The sequence below is a fragment of the Paraburkholderia sp. BR10923 genome, from assembly GCF_040948765.1.
GTDB classification, from domain to species: domain Bacteria; phylum Pseudomonadota; class Gammaproteobacteria; order Burkholderiales; family Burkholderiaceae; genus Paraburkholderia; species Paraburkholderia youngii.
Genome location: NZ_JBFPKO010000002.1, coordinates 22521 through 41436 on the forward strand (window position 1 = coordinate 22521; position 18916 = coordinate 41436).

Here is an 18916-nt window from a genome sequence, read left to right on the forward strand (position 1 = left end):
TCGATCGCGTCGGTAACGGTTATCAAAAGTCCGCGGGCGCCGCCTTGTCGGCGACACGCGCGTCGAGCGCGGCTTCGCACTGCTCGATTTCTTCGCTGCTCATCGGCTTGCCCAGCAGATAGCCCTGCGCATGCGTGCAACCGCATACGCGCACGAAATTGAGCTGCTCCTGGGTTTCGATGCCCTCGGCCGTGGTCGGCATGCCGATCTCGCGCGCAAGTGCGACGATGCCGCGCACCACGGCCGCGGATTCGCGCCCATGCACGGCCTCGCGCACGAACGAACTGTCGATCTTCAGCTTGTCGAACGAGAAGCGCACCAACGTCGACATCGTCGAAAAGCCGGTGCCGAAGTCGTCGAGCGCCAGCCCGATGCCCAATGCGCGCAACCGGGTGATGTTGCGGCGGGTCACTTCATCGTCGTTCAGCAGTGCCGTTTCCGTGACCTCGAGATTGAGCCGCGTCGGCGGCAGCCTCGTTTTCCGAAGTATCGCCGTCACCGTCGATGCGAACGATTCCTCGCGCAACTGCACCGGCGATACGTTGACCGCGACGATCACCTTGTCGCGCCACGTCGACGCCGCCATGCACGATTGCAGCAGCACCCATTCGCCCAACAGGAGAATCAGGCCGGTGCGCTCGGCGGTCGGAATGAACGCCGACGGCGACAACTCGCCGCGCGTCGGATGAGCCCAGCGAATCAGCGCCTCGCGACCCGCGACCGCGCCGGTGTGAAGATCGATGATCGGCTGATACTCCATGCGCAAACCATCGAACGACTTCAGCGCGCCTTCGAGGTCGCTGCGCAGCAGGCTCAGGCTTTCGTCGGATACGTGCTTCTCGGCATCGAAAATCGCAAACGCGCTTTTGCCGCTGCGCTTGACGCCATACAGCGCGCGGTCGGCGCAGATCAGCAATTGCGGACCGGTATTCGCATGTTCGGGGTACAGCGCGATGCCGACGCTCGCGCCGATATGCACGAGCGCTTCGCTCAGCACGAACGGCCGCGCCAGCGTTCTGACGATGCGATCGGCCAGCACGCGCACGTCGCGAAGCTGCCCGGCGCCGTCCGAAATCGCCACGAACTCGTCGCCCGCGAGGCGGCCAACCTGGTCGCCGCTTGGCAGCACGTCGCACAAACGCGTCGCCGCTTCCTGCAGAATCTGGTCGCCGGCGGCATGGCCGAGACTGTCGTTGATCGCCTTGAAGCCATCGAGGTCGATCAGCAGCACCGCGAACGCCCCGCGCTGCCCGGTCGAACTCTCGCCGGTGCGCTCGAGCAGCAGCTCGCTGATGCGCGCGCGATTCGGCAAACCGGTCAAGCTGTCCTGACGCGCGAGGCGATGACTGTTTTCGCGCGCGAGCAGCAACGCGACGGTGTCGCGATTGCTGCGCAGCGCAACCGTGAAAAAGCCGGCCGCGCAAAAGGGTGCCTGAAATAGCAACACGAGCTTGCCATTGCCTGGCGACATCGCCGCACCGATACTCAGAAAGCTCAGAATAAAAACGATCTGCAATAACGCAAGCCGCGGCGTGCTCGCATTACGTCCGGCCAATCCGCCGATTACACCGACCGCGCAAACGTTTCCAAGCAGAAAAAGCGTGGGACTTCCGCTGATATTGCACAGAAATGTGCCGAAGCCGAATAGCGCGCTCCACAACAGACTCGCGAAAAGAAACGCGGAAGTCGGTGTGGGCAGCCCTTTCGCGGCGCGCGTGCGGCATAGCCAGATCAACAGGAGCCGCACGATCAGCAATGCGACGACCGCAATGCCCCACGCGGCATACAGCGGAATTGGATAAAGATAATACGCAGTAGCGCAAACGCTGATTTCGCAAATCGATGCGAATATGATAGAAGCGGTTCGCGTAAACAGGTTGGCGAGCAGAATCTGCCGGTTGTCCGGACTCAGGTTCTGAGCCGAGGACACGAGCCACTTGAAAAATGGAGACCTTGGTTCGGTAAAAGCCATGACCTGCGCATTCGACGGTTAGTGGGTCCGAATCGGCATGCGAATGGACGGCTCGTGCAACGATTACATAAACATAAAATATCAGATTAATGCGGGCAATGGCGTGAAATGACTATTAGCCACGCTTTTATGGCAATGGACCGTCGCTAATCCGCAGCCGCTCGACCCGGTGCGAGCGTTTCGGATCGCACGTTGTTGCGGCGCAGCGCCCCGCTCGGTTGGCGTCATTCCTATGTCGCGCAAAGGCAATAAAAAAGAGGAAGAGCGTGGCTCTTCCTCCTTGACGATTTCCGCGTGCCCGGCTTCCCGAGTCGCGATCGCCGGCCTTGCTCAGTCGTACAGCACGGCTACGATCTTCGGATCGTTGATGTTGGTCTTGTCGTACCAGTAGAAACCGGTATCGATCTTCTTCGGCAGCTTCTCGCCATGCAGCGCCTTGACCGCCGAGTCGACCGTGCACTTGCCGATACCGACCGGGTTCTGCGTAATTGCGCCGGCCATCAAACCCGACATGATGTTGTCCTTCTGCTCCTTGCCGGAGTCGAAGCCGATCAGCACGAGTTTCTTGCCCGACTCCTTGATGCCAATCGCTGCGCCATCCGCGGAACCTTCGTTCGCGCCGAAGATGCCCTTCAGGTTCGGATTCGCCTGGATCATGGCCTTGGCGATTTCCGCCGACTTCAGGTGGTCGCCGGCGCCGTATTGCACGGACACGATCTTGATGTTCGGATGCTTCGACTTGATCTGATTGACGAAACCGTCGCGACGATCGACACCGGTGCGGCTGGTCTGGTCGTGCACGATGACGCCGACTTCGCCAGAATTGCCGATGAACTCGGCCATCTTGTCGGCGGCGAGCGCGGCGGCGGCGAGGTTGTCCGTTGCGCAGGTCGTCAACGGAATATCGCTGTCGACGCCAGAGTCGAATGCGATCACCGGAATCTTGTCGTTCTGCGCGCGCTTGAGCAAGGGGATGGCCGCCTTGCTGTCGAGTGCCGCAATACCGATCGCCTGCGGTTTCTTCGCGAGCGCGGCCGACAGCATATCGATCTGCTTGTCGACCATCGCTTCGGTTTCCGGTCCCTCGAACGTGATCCTGACGTTGTTCGCTTTCGCGGACTGCTCGGCACCCGATTTGACGGCTTGCCAGAACTGATGCTGGAAGCCTTTCGAAATAAGCGGAATATACTGCTCATCCGCATACGCGAGACTGCTTCCGCCAACGAGCGCACCGACACCGACCACGATACCGATTAGTCTTCTCTTCAACATGGGGCCTCCTCCAATGGTTGGGCTATCAAGCCGCTATCGAGCTTTCGAGGGAGCCTTCACGTGCCCTCTCTCTGCTGCTCCTGCGTTCCCTGCTTATTTGCTGCTTCCTTGCTCCTACATCAACTTCCCCGGCTGCGCCGCAGAATGTCCGCATACACCGCCAGAATGATGATTAAACCCGTCACGACGATCTGCCACTCCTGCGCGACCGACATGATGCGCAGCCCGTTGGTCAGCACGCTCATGATGAAAGCGCCGATGATGGTGCCGAGGATCGTGCCCGAACCGCCGCTCAACGACGTGCCGCCGATCACGACCGCCGCGATCGCATCGAGCTCGTAGCCCTGGCCGAGCGCCGGCTGCGCGGAATTGAGCCGCGACGCGATCAGGAGACCCGCGATGCCGCAGATCGCGCCGCCCACGCCGTAAATCGCGATCTTCCAGCGATCGACATTGACGCCCGAAAGCCGTACCGCTTCTTCATTGCTGCCGAGTGCGAATGTGTAGCGGCCGAGCGCAGTGCGATTGAGCGTAATGGAACTGACGATCGCGAGAAAGAACAAAATAAGTACCGCATTCGGAATCGGCACGCTCGGCAGGAAATAGCCGATCAGCGAGTCCTGGGAAATACGGTAGAAGTTCTCGGTATCGGTGAAATAGATCGGCTTGTCAGCCGACACGACGAGCGAAAGCCCTTTGAGCAGCATCATCATGCCGAGCGTCGCGATGAATGGCGGAATCTTCATTTTCGCGGTCAAGGTGCCCGATATCGTGCCGCATACCGCGCCAGTCGCCAGTGCCGCGAGTACGCCCATCCACATCGGCAGATGCCAGTAGGTGAGAAATACACCGCAGATCACGGCGGTGAACGTCATCAACGTACCGACCGACAGATCGATACCCCCAGTGATGATCACGAACGTGGCCGCGATCGCCAGCACGCCGTTCACAGCGGTCGCCTGCAAAATGCCGAGGATGTTGTCCATCTGCATGAAGGCCGGTGACGCGAAGCTGAAGAACACCAGCAGCAGAATGAGGCTCGCGAACGCGAGCATCTTTTGCACGGCGGTCGGCGCAAAAATTCGCGCTTTCAGCCCGGAAGTGCGCCGTTCGTTGTCCAGCGCCGCGGTATCCGTTTGCATTGTCATGTCATAGACCTCTTCAGGCTTGTGCCGTTTTCAGGGATTCGCGCTGCGTCGCGAGATGCATGATGCGCTCCTGCGTCGCTTCGCTGGCGGACAGCTCGCCGGTAATGCGGCCTTCGCACATCACGACGATGCGGTCGCTCATGCGCAGAACTTCGGGCAGCTCCGAGGAGATCATCACGATCGCCTTGCCTTGCGCCGCCAGCGAGCGCAGCAGCTTGTAGATTTCGCTTTTCGCGCCGACGTCGATACCGCGCGTCGGTTCGTCGAAGAACAGGACATCGCAATCGCGCTCGAGCCATTTCGCAATCACGATCTTTTGCTGATTGCCGCCCGACAGGAGCCGAACCTGCTGCGTCGCCGAAGGCGTGCGAATCGCAAGCAGCTTGATGAAGTGCTGCGCTCTTTTACGAATCTGCCCGCTGCGCAGGAACATATTGAGCGACAGGAACTTGCCGAGATCGGACATTACGATGTTCGATTCGACATCCATTCCGGTGGCCAGACCAAAGCGCTTGCGATCTTCCGACAGATAGCCGATGCCGCGCTTGACCGCATCACTGGGCCTTTTGATCGACGCCTTCACGCCCTTCACAAAAATCTCGCCCGATTCGACCGGATCGGCGCCGAACACCGCACGCGCGAGCTCCGTGCGGCCCGCGCCCATCAAGCCGGCGAAGCCGAGTATTTCGCCCTTGCGCAATTCGAAACTGACGTCGCGCACGAGCGGACCCGCGACGAGATTTTTCACTTCGAGCGCGAGTTCGCCTTTCGCCGGCGCGCTCTGCACCGGCGCGATGTCGCTGAGCGTGCGCCCGACCATCATGCCGATGATCGTCTGGACGCTGGTGCCCTCGGTCGGAACGGTGGCCACATACTCGCCGTCGCGCATCACAGTGACGCGATCGGTGATCTGCTTCAACTCGTCCATCTTGTGCGAGATATAGACGACGCCGACGCCGCGCTCTTTCAATTGACGGATGATCCGGAACAACTCGGCAATCTCGGCATCGTTGAGCGCGGAGGTGGGCTCGTCCATGATTAGCACACGCGAATCGAAAGACAGGGCTTTCGCGATCTCGACCATCTGCTGACTCGCGACGGTCAACGTGCCGACTATCTTGCGCGGATCGAGCTTCACGTGCATGCGGGCGAGAATCTCGCGTGCCTGCGCATTCAGCTTGTCTTCGTCGAGGAACAGACCCAGACCCTTGCGCGGCTCTCGGCCGATAAAGATGTTCTGCGCGATGCTCAGATGATTCATCAGTTGCAGTTCCTGATGAATGATGCCGATGCCGACGGCTTGCGCGTCGCGCGGGCCTTGAAAGTCGACGGGTTTGCCGTCGAACAGAATTTCGCCGGAATCGCGCGTATAGACGCCGGCAAGAATCTTCATCAGCGTCGACTTGCCGGCGCCGTTCTCGCCCATCAGCGCGTGGACCTCACCGGCCATGAGTTCGAAGCGGACGTCATGAAGTGCTCTAACGCCCGGAAAGCTCTTGCAAAGCTTGTTGACGGAAATGAGTGGGTTCATGTGCTGATCTGTCGACGGCTGCCTATATCACCAACGCTTTTACGGTGGAGCTTTTTACGACTCGACAACGGCTTTCATTGCAGCTTTCATTCAAGGCGCGAACAGGTCGGGCCGCTCTTTCGCGGACCGGTGCAATTCGGCGACGACCTGGTCGAGATGATCGTGCATCGCTTTCGCGGCCGCATCGCCGTCGCCGGCGCAAAGAGCCTTGAAGATGCTCTCGTGCTCTTCCAGCGTATGCACGAGCCGTTCCGGACTTGCGAGCAATTGCCGCGCGCGGTCCAGCGCATTGCGCGACACCGCGACGATTTCCTTTACGCGCGGCAGGTTGACCGCGTCGAGCAGGATTTCATGGAAAGCCAGATCGAGCGCATGAAACGCCAGACGTTCGCCACTTCCAGCCAGAGTGCGCTGCTGGTCGAGATTGCTGGCCAATGCGTCGAGCGTGGCCCGGTCGTGCATTCGCGCCACGCCGCGCACCGTCTCGACCTCCAGTGCGCTGCGTATGAATAGATGCTGGCGGATGTCGTCGAGCGCGATCGGCTTGACGCGCGTGCCGCGCTGCGGCAATACCTCGACGAGACCCGCATGCGCAAGCCTTGCCAACGCGGACGACACCGGAAAGCGCGACACCCCCATCCGTTCGCACACGGCCATCTTGTCGATCATCATGCCGGGTTCCAACGCCAACGTAACGATCGCTTCTCGCAACGCCGCCTCCACCGCGTCGGTCAAACTGCCGCGCTCGCCACCGCCAACTTTTTGCAGTGCGACATAAGGATTGCCAGCGGCATTCTCCAGTTCGGCTGACGAGTTCACGGAGGCCTTGATTTCGATAGAACATGCTAGCATGCTAGAAAGGGAATGCCGTGTTGTCAACGCGTACAAATGCCTGGGGAATACCTAGGGATGCCTGGTATCTGGGAACCAAGGGCTTACCCGTACACGCGGCAGGAACGCGCACATGGAGAACGTGCGCATGTAGCCGATCCCGTCTGCGTCCGCAGACGACAAGCCGATAGCCATAGCCCCGGAGGGTGCGCAGATGACGACGATCACAAGGCTGTCCGTTCGGGACATCCGGTTTCCCACCTCACGTTCACTGGACGGCTCCGACGCGATGAATGCCGCGCCGGACTACTCCGCCACCTACGTCACGCTCGAAACCGACACGCCGAACCTGATTGGCCACGGTCTCACGTTCACGATTGGCCGCGGCAATGAAATCTGCGTGACTGCCGTGAATGCACTCACGCCATTGATCGTCGGCAAGAAGCTCGAAGATATCGCCGCGAATATGGGTGCTTTCTGGCGCGCATTCACTTCGGATAGCCAACTACGCTGGATCGGTCCGGACAAGGGCGCGATTCATCTTGCCACCGCGGCGGTCGTCAACGCTGTGTGGGACCTGTGGGCGAAATCCGTCGGCAAGCCGGTCTGGAAGCTGCTGGTCGACATGAGTCCGGAAGAACTCGTGCGCTGCCTCGACTTTCGTTACGTGACCGATGCGATCACGCCGCACGAAGCACTCGCGATGCTGCATCGTCATGCGAAGACCAAAGGCGAGCGAGAAAAGGAAATGCTCGCGCACGGCTACCCGGCCTATACGACATCCGCAGGATGGCTCGGTTACGACGACGACAAGATTCGCCGGCTCGCGCGCGAAGGCGTCGCGCAGGGATGGACGCATTTCAAGCAGAAGGTCGGTGGCGACCTGGAAGAAGACGTGCGGCGTGCGCGCATTCTGCGCGAAGAGATCGGCGAGAACCTGAAACTGATGATGGACGCCAACCAGGTGTGGGACGTCGATGAGGCGATCGCGAACATGCGTCGTCTCGCCGAGTTCGACCCGTGGTGGATCGAGGAGCCCACCAGTCCCGACGACATCCTCGGTCATGCGGCGATTCGCCGGCGGCTCGGTTCGATTGGCGTCGCAACCGGCGAGCATTGCCACAATCGCGTGATGTTCAAGCAACTGCTGCAGGCGCAAGCCATCGACTTTTGCCAGATCGACAGTTGTCGGCTCGGTGGACTCAACGAAGTGATCGTCGTACTGCTGATGGCCGCGAAGTTCGGTGTGCCGGTGTGCCCGCATGCGGGTGGCGTCGGCCTGTGCGAGTACGTGCAGCATATTTCGCTGTTCGACTATATCTGCGTGTCGGCGTCGCTCGAAAATCGCGTGCTCGAATATGTCGATCATCTGCACGAGCATTTCGTGGACCCCGTGGTGATCCGCAACGGGCACTACATGCCGCCACAACGGCCGGGCTATAGCATCGAGATGCTGGAAGGGACATTGGACAAGTACTGGTATCCGGAAGGAGCGGCGTGGCAGGAATGAAGCCGGACGGTAAGGGTTTTATTTGCGTCCCTTCAGGCGTATAACGGCAGACTTCACTCACGCTGTTATCGTCCGATTCGATGCGCACCGCCCGCCCCTTACCGCCTCTGCTTTCGCTGCGCGCCTTCGAAGCCGCCGCGCGCCACCTGAGTTTCAGCCGCGCGGCGCAAGAACTGTTCGTCACGCAAAGCGCGGTCAGCCACCATATCCAGAAGCTCGAAGCCGATCTGGGTATCGCGCTATTCGAGCGCCAAACCCGCGCGATCGAACTCACCGGGACAGGCCGCGCGTACTATGCGAAAGTCCACGCCGCTTTCGAACTGCTGCGGCTCGGCACCAGCGAAGTGCGAGCATTCTCCACCGAACGCAAAACGCTGAACGTGGGCCTGCTGTCTTCATTCGCGAGTCGCTGGCTCGCATCGCGTCTGCATACGTTCCCGCTCGCGCATCCGGATATCGAACTGCAATTGCGGCCCGACATCGCACTCGCCGATGTGCCGGGCGGCGAAGTCGACGTGGCGATTCGCTATGGACGCGGCGGCTGGCCGGGTGTCGCTTCGCAAAGGCTCATGTCCGAGCGTCTTTCGCCGGTGTGCAGTCCGTCGCTGCTTGCCGGCAGAAAGCGTCCGCGCAAAGCACTGGACCTGCTGCGTTTCCCATTGCTGATTTCTTACTCGACGCATTCGTTCGAATGGGAAGCATGGTCGCGTCATGCCGGCCTGGACCTCGGCGACGCGCAACGGGTGCAATTGCACGACTACAACATCGTCGTCGAAGCGGCGCTGGCCGGACAGGGCATCGCAATGGGCCGCCATCGGCTGATCGCGCAGCAGCTCGCGCAAGGCTCGCTGGTGCCTGCGTTGCCCGACACGGTGCTCGACGATCCGCGCATCGGGTGGTGGCTCGTCACGCGCAAGGGCAAGCTCGATGCCGCCGCGACCGCATTCCGCTCATGGATCGTGCAAACGGCGCAGCAAGACCCGCTCGGCTGAACGCATTAGTCTGGCTCATACGTCGAGCGCGATAATTCGTTGGTCGCGTGCAGCGCGAATCAATAGCATCGAAGCTTTTCCGTCACTAAAACGGTACCCTTCCGATGACCTCCTCGATTACCTCCCGCGCCGCCAGCCTCGGCCTGACGCTTGAATCCGCGTCCGCACCCGCTGCCAATTACGTGCCATTCGTGCAAGAGGGCAATCTGCTTCACATTTCTGGTCAGATTTCGCGCAACAACGGACAGCCTGCATATCTCGGGCGTCTCGGCGACAATATCAGCGACGCCGAAGGCGCTCAGGCCGCGCGGCTGTCTGCGCTCGGTGTCGTCGCGCAGATCGTCGCGGCGACAGGCGACCGGCTCGAGCGCGTGGCACGCGTCGTGCGCCTGAACGTGTTCATCGCGAGCACGCCGGCGTTCAGTGCGCAGAGCACGGTCGCCAATGGCGCGTCGGACGTGATGGTGCAGATCTTCGGCGACGCCGGCCGTCACGCGCGTAGCGCGGTCGGTGTCGCGTCGCTTCCGGCGGGAGTCGCCGTCGAAGTCGAAGCGGTTGTCGCATTGAAAAACGCTTGAATTCCACTCATACACTCGGAGCCGCCAATGTCTTCTCCGCTGTCGCCCGCAGTCATCGATGCATTACGTGCCCGCACACCCGGTGTTCTCAGTACCACGCATTTCAATCATGCGGGCGCGTCGCTGCCGTCGGCCGCCACGCTCGAAGCGATTCACGCGCATCTGTTGCGCGAAGCGTCGATGGGACCCATGGAAGCGGGCGCGGCTGCTAGCGAACAAACCGAGCGGGCCCGCACGCTCGCCGCGCGACTGCTGAACGCTCAGCCTGCCGAGATCGCGCTGACGACCGGCAACTCGCCGGGCTGGGGCGCAGCTTTCGCGGCGTTGGGTCCGTGGCGCGAGGGGCAACGCATCCTCGTTGCGCGGCACGAATGGGGCGGCAATCTCGCGACGATGCGTCTTCTGGCGCAGCGCGCGGGTGCATCGATAGAGACGATTCCTTCCGATGCCAGCGGCAGGGTCGATCCTGGCGCACTCGAAGCGATGCTCGACGACAGGGTCCGACTGATTGCACTCACGTGGCTACCGGCCAATGGCGGACTGATCAATCCGGCTGCCGCGGTTGGGCAGATAGCGCGCCGTCACGGCATTCCGTATTTCATCGATGCGGCGCAGGCCATCGGACAACTGCCGATCGACGTCGTCGAACTCGGCTGCGACGTGCTGGCGGGCGTGGGCCGCAAGGCACTGCGCGGACCGCGCGGCACCGGGCTGTTATTCGTGCGGCGGAATTTTCTGCCCCGCTTGATGCCAGCCTTCGTCGACACCTATTCCGCGCCGCTCGACGCCAACGGCGAGCCGGTACTGCGCGACGATGCCGCGCGTCTCGAATCATCGGAAGCGTCGATTGCACTGCATTGCGGATTGGCGAATGCATTGGACGAAGCGCTGGAAATCGGCATCGACAATATCCGCGCGCAGATCGATCGGACCGCGCAGCTATTGCGCGAGCGGTTGGCCGCGATGCCGGGCGTGTCCGTACTCGACCAGGGTGTCGAACGATCCGGTCTGGTGTCGTTCAACGTCGCCGGACTCGACACCATGTCGGTGCGACGCGCATTGGCGGCACACGGCATCACGATCGGCTCGAATGGCGTCGCATATACACCGTTCGATATGACGATCAGAGGGCTGACGCAGATCGCGCGCGCATCGGTCAGCTATCTAACCACTGACGCCGAAGTTGATAAATTGCTGGCTGGAATACGGACGTTGGCGCATTAAGTACTCAAAGCGAGTTTTGCGTCAATCAAATGAATAGAAGCGTCTCTTTCAACTCTCTCGCCCGCCCACGACCATGAACTCCGCCTTATCGCACCGCCTCGATTTATCAAGGTTTCCGCGGCACGCGCTTCTCGAAGGCCCGACGCCAATTCAGCACCTTGCGCGTCTGAGCGCTCGCCTCGGCGGCGCGGACATCTACGTCAAAAGAGAAGATCTGACGGGATTGGGTGGCGGCGGCAACAAGCTGCGCAAGCTCGAATTCCTGATTGGCGAAGCGCTCGCGCGTGGCGCGGACACCATCATTACCGTCGGCGCACGTCAATCGAACCATGCGCGCCTGACGGCGGCCGCGGCGGCTCGCGTCGGACTTCAATGCGAACTGGTGCTGACGAGAACCGTGCCCCGTTCCGATCACGACTACATGGAGAACGGCAACGTGCTGCTCGATGCGCTATTCGATGCTCGCGTGCACGATCTTCCCGGCGCGGCCAACGCACTGCAATTCGCCGAAGAACGCGCGAACGAGTTGCAGACGCAGGGCCGTAACGTGTATGTGTGTCCGTTGGGCGGTTCGAGCCCGGCCGGCTGCCTCGGCTATGCGGATTGCGCCGCTGAAATCGTCGCGCAATCGCAGGCGCAAAACGTGGCTTTCGATCGCATCGTGGTGCCGAACGGAAGCGGCGGCATGCATGCGGGACTGGTTGCAGGTTTGGTTGCGCTGGGCCTGGATCCGTCACGTATTGCGGCATTCACGGTGTATGGGAATGCCGGGCATGCGCGCACGATTACCCTGGATAAAGCGAATCAGACGGTTCGATTGATCGACCCAAGCCTAAGCGTGAATGATGACGCGATCTCGATCGACGAGGCGCAGCTTGGACCCGGCTACGGCATTCCGACCGATAACATGCGCGCTGCCGTTCGGCTGATGGCATCGACGGAAGGTCTGCTGCTCGATCCCGTGTATAGCGGCAAAGCTTTTGCCGGGCTCGTAGAAAACGTGACTACCGGCAAGTATCCGGCCGGACAGAAAATTCTATTCGTGATGAGCGGCGGACTTCCGGGGCTATTTGCCTATCGGAACGAGTTCTAAGCGATGAAGCGCCACGAAAGTGAATCGCAGAAGAAGCGGAGACAACGCGATGGTCTGATACGGGCCGGCGTTGTCTGAAGAAAGCGCGAAGCGCTTGAAGATTCGAATCGACGATTCGAAATGGTGCCCAGGGCGGGATTTGAAAAATGCCCGGAATCGGCTTTCCGGCAAGGGTCTGTTGATTTTTCAGGAGTGACATACCACCCGATATACCACCAGAAACGGCATGTTGATCGAGGTATCCGCTATGAGCTAGCGTTGACAAAAATTCGGCAGGATGACCGGGACCTCTCCATCAACAGGCAACAAATCACACAGACTTTTCTACAACCGCGAGGAAAGCCTGGCCAGGTTCGACTCCTCCGCCGCCCGGCCACCGTAAATCCGACTTGCCAACTCACACTTCGCGGCTGCGCATAGTGGCCAGTCTCTAACCCACGTCAGCCGTATCTGCCAACCGTTGCCAAGAGACGCCCGACATGGTTTGCTGCAGGCAGCAGGGTCCAACAACCGCCCGGAAAGCCGCGCCAGGTTTGACTCCCGCTTTCCCAGCCCGCCGCCTACCCATTATCCTACCCATACACCACCCGCCGCAAACCCAGCGTTGGGCCTGACAGGGGTCCCATAGCGCCGCCGATACCGTCAGTGATACCGGCATTTCCTCCCGGCACTCAACGGCTTTAGGTGGATCGCGTCGGAAGACGAGGGCGCTCGTTGCTGGCGATTCGATCCAGTTAATAGCCAGTCGGCTTTCACGGGCTCCCTCCACCATCTGCCGCGAAATCAAACGCAACAGTGGACCGGACGGCTATCGGGCAAGCCGTGCCGACCAGCTTGCCTAGGATCGGGCGCAACGGCCCAAACTCTGCAAACTGGTTGAACACCGGATGTTGGCACGCATCGTGGCAGACAAACTCCAGCTGGAATCGTCACCCCAGCAGATCGCCGGATGGCTCAGGCTGGCATACCCGGGCAACGAGGATTTCCACGTGTCACACGAGACCATCTATCGCAGTCTCTTCATCCAGGCACGCGGTGCCCTGAAGAAGGAACTGCTGGACCATTTGCGGCGCACCCGGGCCATGCGCCGTTCGCGCCATCACACACAGAAGACGGATGATCACGGCAGGATTCGCGACACGGTATCGATCAGCGAACGTCCAGCGACAGTTGAAGACCGCGCGGTACCGGGACACTGGGAAGGCGATCTGCTGTGCGGCAGCGCGAACAGCCAGATTGCGACGCTCGTCGAGCGCCAGACACGCTACGTGATGCTGGTGAAGATAGCCAGCAAGGACAGCGAGACGGTCATCAATGCACTCCTCAGGCATGCCTGCAAGTTGCCACAGGAACTTTATAAATCGCTAACATGGGATCGTGGAACGGAGATGGCCAACCACAGACGTTTCACCGTTGCCACAGACATTGCCGTCTACTTCTGCGACCCGCAACATCCCTGGTAGCGTGGGTCGAATGAGAACACCAATGGACTATTGAGGCAGTACATCCCGAAAGGTACCGATCTGTTGGTGCATTCACTACTATAACCACGAGCGTATCAAGCTCGAACTCAATGGGCTGAGTCCCGTGCAATACAGGACCCAGCTTCTGGCGGCCTAGAAACTTACCGTCCAACTTGGTGGGGTGAAGTTCATGGCGAGCCCGTTTTTTAGTGGGCGACACGTCGACGGCCGTGTGTCGGACAACCCTCGCGTCAGTCGCGGAACATCGAACGGCTCTATTCCGATGGTTGACGATCAGCAGGCCCAAGGCACGCCAGATGGGCTCAAGGTAGACGTCAGGACATCCGGGGTGCTGTCGCTCTGTCAGGTAATCCACCAAGTTTTTATTACTTTGGCGGATTTTGGCGAATCAGGCGTCCGTTCAAAGCTAGGCGATATGTTTCAGTGGCCGGTTTCACCCGTGACAGTCACATATGACAGGAATTCGCATACATGTTCCCGATAAAGAATGTGTTATGCGCGGAGGCCAATGCCGAAATTGTATCCATGCGTGTATCGCGTTTCTTCTTGTAAGACTTGGGCCTCAAACACGGCCTGGGAGGAACTGCGCCGGAAGCGTCTTTGTCCACCGGCCTATCGGCCTTTGAAGGTTGGAGCCTTTGAAGGTCGGAATCAACGCGAAGGAGATCATCGATGCAGAAGGGACGTGTTGCCGCGCTCGATGCAGGCCGGGCGCTTGCGATCGTCGGGGTCGTTGCAGTACACCTGTCGTTTCAGTTTCCCAATTTGCCGGGAGGCGTAACACTGCTTGCGCAAATGGGCCAGTACGGCGTGCAGCTTTTCTTCGTGATCAGCGCGATTACGATCTTCATGACGCTCGAAATGGATCACGAGCGTTGCGCGGGCGCGGGTCACGTCACGCTGCGCTTCTATATCAAGCGCTTCTTTCGTATCGCGCCGTTGTATTACGCGGCGATCGCGGTCTATGGCCTCATCAGCTACGGCGCGATGCGCTCAGGCATCGAGCGTGCATGGATTCTGGGCGCGCATGGCCCGATGGACGTATTGCTCAACATGGTCTTCCTTCATGCGCTGTCGCCGACCGCGATCAACAACGTCGTGCCGGGCGGCTGGTCGATCGGTGTGGAGATGCTTTTCTATCTGATCGCGCCGTTGCTGTTCTTTCTGGCGATGAACCGCACGCGCCTGTTGCTGGCCACCATCCTGATGCTGGGCCTGTCGCTCGCGGTGCTGTCGATGAGCGATTGCAACGGCACGCTCGAATGCAATGTGGCCAACAATACGTTCAGCTACTTCTGGCCGCCGGTACAGGGGCCGTGCTTCATCGTCGGCATGTGGGCGTGGTACGCGTTCCGCTCGCATTTGCTCGGCGCATCCGATGTGACCGGGCGCGTGTCGTGGCTCTATCTGTTGCTTGCGTTGGGCTTCGCGCTCGTCACGGCCGCGCTCGGTGTATGGCTCGACAAGGCAAATGCGCTCGCGCCTGTATTCGCCGCGTGCAGTGCGGTGGCGTTCCTGCTGTTCGTGTGCTCGCGCCATGCCCGCAAGGAACGCGAGAAAGGGCATGCGGCGCCGAGCATGCCCTTGGTTCGACGCTGCGCCGCGGCCCTCGGGCGCGAAAGTTATGGCATTTATCTCTGGCACTTCATCTGCGTCTATATGACCTTTCATTTCTTCGACGGACTGTTCGGCGAGGAGAGCGGCGAGACGTCGCTCATGCTTTTCGGGGCGACGCTGATTGCAGTGCTGTTCGTGTCCTACGGTCTGTCGCGCGTGTCGGACCGGCTGATTCAGGGGCGCGCCACGCGCCTGTCGAAGCGCCTGCTCGCCACGGTCGACCGGCGCTTTCATTTGACGACCGAGCGCCTATGAAAGCGCCCGGCTTCGATTCATCTCCGCGGGCACGGGCCGCTGAATCGAAGCCGGCCCGCGCGTGAGATAAAGCACGATGCTCGCGGCAAGCGTGATCGCTTCAGTGACGGCCACAGTCATTCAGATGCCACGCGGTCCGAGCCATTCGGTCAGCAGCCAGAGCATCGTCAGCAGCAACAGCCAGCTGCGCGCAGCAGCGCGACGATCATCGATGCAAGCGGCGCCTCGATGGCCGTCTGATATCCACTCACGGCGACATACTGTGTTCGCTGGGCAATATGGGAAAGTGCGGCTAGCCATGCCAACTCAGCTACCGGACAGGTCACGCAACAAAGCCTCTGTTACGCTGAATGTTGTGCGAAAGGATTGATGGGCTGAACCTTCTCGCGATTTTTAACACGGTCGAGCATCTGACACGTGTCCCAGTCAGCGACCAGCGCTTCGAACCCGCGCACGACGTTCGACTCCATAGCTTGCAGACCGGCGTCTCCCTGAAAGTTCGAGCTAAAGGCAGAGTGAAACCGGTACTGGAAGTATCCAGAGACCTCCTGGATGCGCTGTGGTGTGCCCGAGTCGATGTACATTACCGACTCGGAAGAGAACGGGTCGTAGTAAATCACGTTGGGATAGTCAGTCTTGACTGCGACGCACGGTGTCTCGCTGACAAGGAGTGACCCGACTAGTTGGATGGAGCCCTTCATTCCTCTCGGGGTCTTGAAGACCCAGATACGCTTAGGCAATCGCTGTGTCAGCTCCAGGATTTTTGTATTGTTCGAGCCGAAATACCCGACCGGTCCTTCCTTCAGATTTTGCTCGAGTTTCTGCCAATAGTAAAAAATGTCCATGGAGTGTCTGAGTGGCGAGTTCATTGAAGTTTTTGCAGCTCTCATTTTACTAAACCAGCCTGGAGACGCGATTTGGAGACAGATGTTTCCAGTGCGGCGCGGGCATTCCCGGGGGAAGACCTTGCCGCATGTCTCGAAGTCTCGAAATCGATGTCGGCGCGCCGCTGCTACTGACGCGGCGGGCGACGCGGCTGGACGACGATCGTGTCTGCGAGGCGACTGTCTTTCACATCCGGCCAGAGCGGCATGAATTCGTCGTGACGAGCGGGGTCGAGGGAAAGCTCGCAAGTTGAACCGGCTAGACCCGGTCAAAAATTGTCATTCGCCCCTACTGCCGAACAGACGTTCAGACGGTTTGCGCTGCAACGACCGGATGGCGCTCGATGATCACGACTTCCTGGCCATCCTTCTGCACCTGATACGCGGCTGTCACACCGACCAGCCGCCACCGAGCACGATAACTTTCATGATGTCCCTCAGATGCCACAGGACAGCCGGCCATTCACGGCTGGACCGTGTCGCTTCGTTTTTTGTGCTGCGCCACCAACGATTCCTGCGTGGCAGCGGGCACCGGCGCGTAATGGCTGAGTTCGATACTGTAGCTGCCGTGTCCACCGGCGATCGCGTTCAGACGCGACTGATAGTGGTTGAGCTCGGCAAGCGGCACCTGTCCTGCAACGACCACGGCGTTCCCGGCGGACGGGCGGGAGCCATGAACCTGGCCGCGCCGCGACGACAGATCGCCGATTATTTCGCCCATTGCCGGTTCTGGCGTTGTTACCTCGATATCCACGATAGGTTCGAGCACGATGGGCTGGGCTTTGAGCACCGCATCGATGAAGGCTTTGCGCCCGGCGGTGACGAATGCCACCTCTTTTGAGTCGACCGAATGGCTCTTGCCGTCGACGACCGTGACGCGCACGTCCTGCATCGGGACACCGGCAAGAGGCCCGCTTTCTATCACCTGAAGAATACCTTTTTCCACGGCGGGAATGAACTGGCCAGGGATGGCGCCGCCCTTGACAGCGTCGACGAATTCGAACCCCGCGCCTCGCGGCAGCGGCTCCACGCGCAGCATCACTTCACCAAACTGCCCGGCGCCACCGGATTGCTTCTTGTGGCGGCAGTGTCCCTCGGCGCTTGCGCCGATGGTCTCGCGATAGGCGATTTTCGGCGGCCGTGTCACGACTTCGAGCTTGTACTGGTCGGACAGACGCTCCAGCATATAGCGCAAATGCAACTCGCCGAGGCCTCGCACCACGGTCTCGTTGGTGCTCGCCTCGCGTTCGATGTGTAGACACGGGTCTTCCGCGCTCAGCTTCTGCAGTGCTTCCCACAGCCGCTGCTCGTGGCCCGGGCGCGCCGGCTCGATCGCGAGACCATAGATGGGCGTCGGCAAGTCCGGCGGGACGAGGTGAATGTTGCCGTCGTCGGCCGCGTCGTGTAGCACGGCATCGAGGCCGACGTCGTCGGCCTTGGCCACCGCGCAGATATCGCCGGGACCGGCTCGCAGGACCTCGACGTGCTCCTTGCCCTGCAACATCAACAGATGGGCGACCCGGAACGGCTGCCGCCTGTCGCCGATATACAGCAGGCTATCGCGCTCGATCGTCCCCTGATAGATGCGGAACACGGCGATCTTGCCAATGTAAGGGTCGATCACGATCTTGAAGGTGTGGGCCAGCACGTGCTTGTCGGCGACGGGTTCGGCACGCACGACTTCCTTGTGGGAGCCGGCGTCGCGGTAGAACTGCGGCGGGTTGCCTTCCAGCGGATTGGGCAGGAGCCGGACAAACACATCGAGGAGAGCCTCGATGCCGGCGCCATTGGTCGCCGAGGTGAAACACACCGGCACCAGATGGCCCTCGCGCAGCGCACGCTCGAAAGGCTCGTGCAACTGCTCCGGGCGGATCGCCTCGCCTTGCTCCAGGTATAGCTCCATCAGCTCCGGGTCGAGTTCGATCACCTGATCGACCAGCGCACTGTGCGCAGCTTCAACGGACAGGAAATCGGCGTCTCCAGCAGGGTTGAAAAAGCAGTCCACCACCTGGCGGCCGTGCTGCGCCGGCAGGTTAACAGGCAGGCATTCCCTGCCGAAGGTTTGCTGGATTTGCGCGAGTAGCGCTGGAAGGTCGACCTTTTCTTCATCGATACCATTCACGATGATCATTCTGCAAAGCTTACGTTCGCTCGCCCAATTCATCATGCGCCGGGTGGTCATTCCGATGCCGGTCTGCGCATGGATGACGATGGCGACCGTCTCGACGGCCGGCAGCGCACTGAACGACGGCCCGGAAAAGTCGGGGTAACCGGGCGTATCGAGCAGATAGATGCGAGTGTCGCGGTAATGAAGGTGCGTGACGGTGGAGTTGAGCGAGTGGTGATACTTCCGCTCGAGCGGTTCGAAATCGCAGACCGTAGTCCCTCGCGCGACGCTGCCGGGCGCATGGAGCGCGCCGCCGTGGTACAGCAGCGCTTCCACAAGCGAGGTCTTGCCGCTGCCGGCATGCCCGGCCAGAGCGATGGTGCGGATCATATCGGGGCTATAGCGCATGTTCGCCCTC

The 18916-nt window shown here is 60.6% G+C and carries 13 protein-coding genes and 2 pseudogenes; 8 read left to right on the top strand and 7 right to left on the bottom strand.

Going from position 1 to position 18916, the window contains the following annotated elements:
- Positions 1–22: 22 nt before the first annotated feature.
- The 5 genes from AB3X94_RS03510 to AB3X94_RS03530 all read right to left on the bottom strand — a co-directional run bounded on the left by AB3X94_RS03510 (position 23) and on the right by AB3X94_RS03530 (position 6775).
- Entirely contained in the window at positions 23–1972 is a 1950-nt protein-coding gene (locus tag AB3X94_RS03510) for a putative bifunctional diguanylate cyclase/phosphodiesterase (protein ID WP_368610793.1), read from the bottom strand.
- A gap of 330 nt (positions 1973–2302) precedes the next feature.
- On the bottom strand, positions 2303–3244 hold the full coding sequence (locus AB3X94_RS03515) for an ABC transporter substrate-binding protein (RefSeq protein WP_176121054.1): 942 nt from the start codon (positions 3242–3244) through the stop codon (positions 2303–2305).
- Between the two features lie 119 nt (positions 3245–3363).
- Positions 3364–4392: an ABC transporter permease gene (locus AB3X94_RS03520; RefSeq protein WP_013092574.1), complete on the bottom strand. Its 1029-nt coding sequence runs from the start codon at positions 4390–4392 to the stop codon at positions 3364–3366.
- 13 nt (positions 4393–4405) lie between these two features.
- Positions 4406–5923, bottom strand: a complete 1518-nt coding sequence (locus tag AB3X94_RS03525) for a sugar ABC transporter ATP-binding protein (protein ID WP_176106844.1) — start codon at positions 5921–5923, stop codon at positions 4406–4408.
- A gap of 90 nt (positions 5924–6013) precedes the next feature.
- Positions 6014–6775: a GntR family transcriptional regulator gene (locus tag AB3X94_RS03530; RefSeq protein ID WP_368610794.1), complete on the bottom strand. Its 762-nt coding sequence runs from the start codon at positions 6773–6775 to the stop codon at positions 6014–6016.
- A 193-nt stretch (positions 6776–6968) separates the two neighbouring features.
- On the opposite strand from AB3X94_RS03530, the gene AB3X94_RS03535 reads away from it, so the two are divergent.
- The 8 genes and pseudogenes from AB3X94_RS03535 to AB3X94_RS03570 all read left to right on the top strand — a co-directional run bounded on the left by AB3X94_RS03535 (position 6969) and on the right by AB3X94_RS03570 (position 15507).
- Positions 6969–8264, top strand: coding sequence for an L-fuconate dehydratase (locus AB3X94_RS03535; RefSeq protein ID WP_176121051.1), 1296 nt, complete (start codon positions 6969–6971; stop codon positions 8262–8264).
- A gap of 80 nt (positions 8265–8344) precedes the next feature.
- Positions 8345–9256: a transcriptional regulator GcvA gene (gene gcvA, locus AB3X94_RS03540; protein WP_176106847.1), complete on the top strand. Its 912-nt coding sequence runs from the start codon at positions 8345–8347 to the stop codon at positions 9254–9256.
- A 104-nt stretch (positions 9257–9360) separates the two neighbouring features.
- Positions 9361–9834: a RidA family protein gene (locus tag AB3X94_RS03545; protein WP_176121049.1), complete on the top strand. Its 474-nt coding sequence runs from the start codon at positions 9361–9363 to the stop codon at positions 9832–9834.
- 27 nt (positions 9835–9861) lie between these two features.
- Entirely contained in the window at positions 9862–11058 is a 1197-nt protein-coding gene (locus tag AB3X94_RS03550; protein ID WP_368610795.1) for an aminotransferase class V-fold PLP-dependent enzyme, read from the top strand.
- Between the two features lie 73 nt (positions 11059–11131).
- Entirely contained in the window at positions 11132–12151 is a 1020-nt protein-coding gene (locus tag AB3X94_RS03555; protein ID WP_368610796.1) for a D-cysteine desulfhydrase family protein, read from the top strand.
- Between the two features lie 695 nt (positions 12152–12846).
- Positions 12847–13689, top strand: a pseudogene (locus AB3X94_RS03560) (IS30 family transposase); the annotation flags it as partial.
- Positions 13685–13771 (top strand): annotated as a pseudogene (locus AB3X94_RS03565) (IS3 family transposase); the annotation flags it as partial. The pseudogenes AB3X94_RS03560 and AB3X94_RS03565, both read left to right, overlap by 5 nt.
- 536 nt (positions 13772–14307) lie before the next feature.
- Entirely contained in the window at positions 14308–15507 is a 1200-nt protein-coding gene (locus AB3X94_RS03570) for an acyltransferase family protein (protein ID WP_368610797.1), read from the top strand.
- Positions 15508–15848: 341 nt separating this feature from the next.
- Here the strand turns inward: AB3X94_RS03570 and AB3X94_RS03575 are convergent, their stop codons facing one another.
- Together AB3X94_RS03575 and fusA are read right to left on the bottom strand one after the other, a co-directional pair.
- Complete coding sequence (locus tag AB3X94_RS03575) at positions 15849–16352, bottom strand: hypothetical protein (protein ID WP_368593478.1); 504 nt, start codon at positions 16350–16352, stop codon at positions 15849–15851.
- 502 nt (positions 16353–16854) lie between these two features.
- Positions 16855–18906 (bottom strand): elongation factor G, encoded by a 2052-nt coding sequence (gene fusA, locus AB3X94_RS03580; protein WP_368610798.1) that lies wholly within the window; start codon positions 18904–18906, stop codon positions 16855–16857.
- Between the last annotated feature and the right edge of the window lie 10 nt (positions 18907–18916).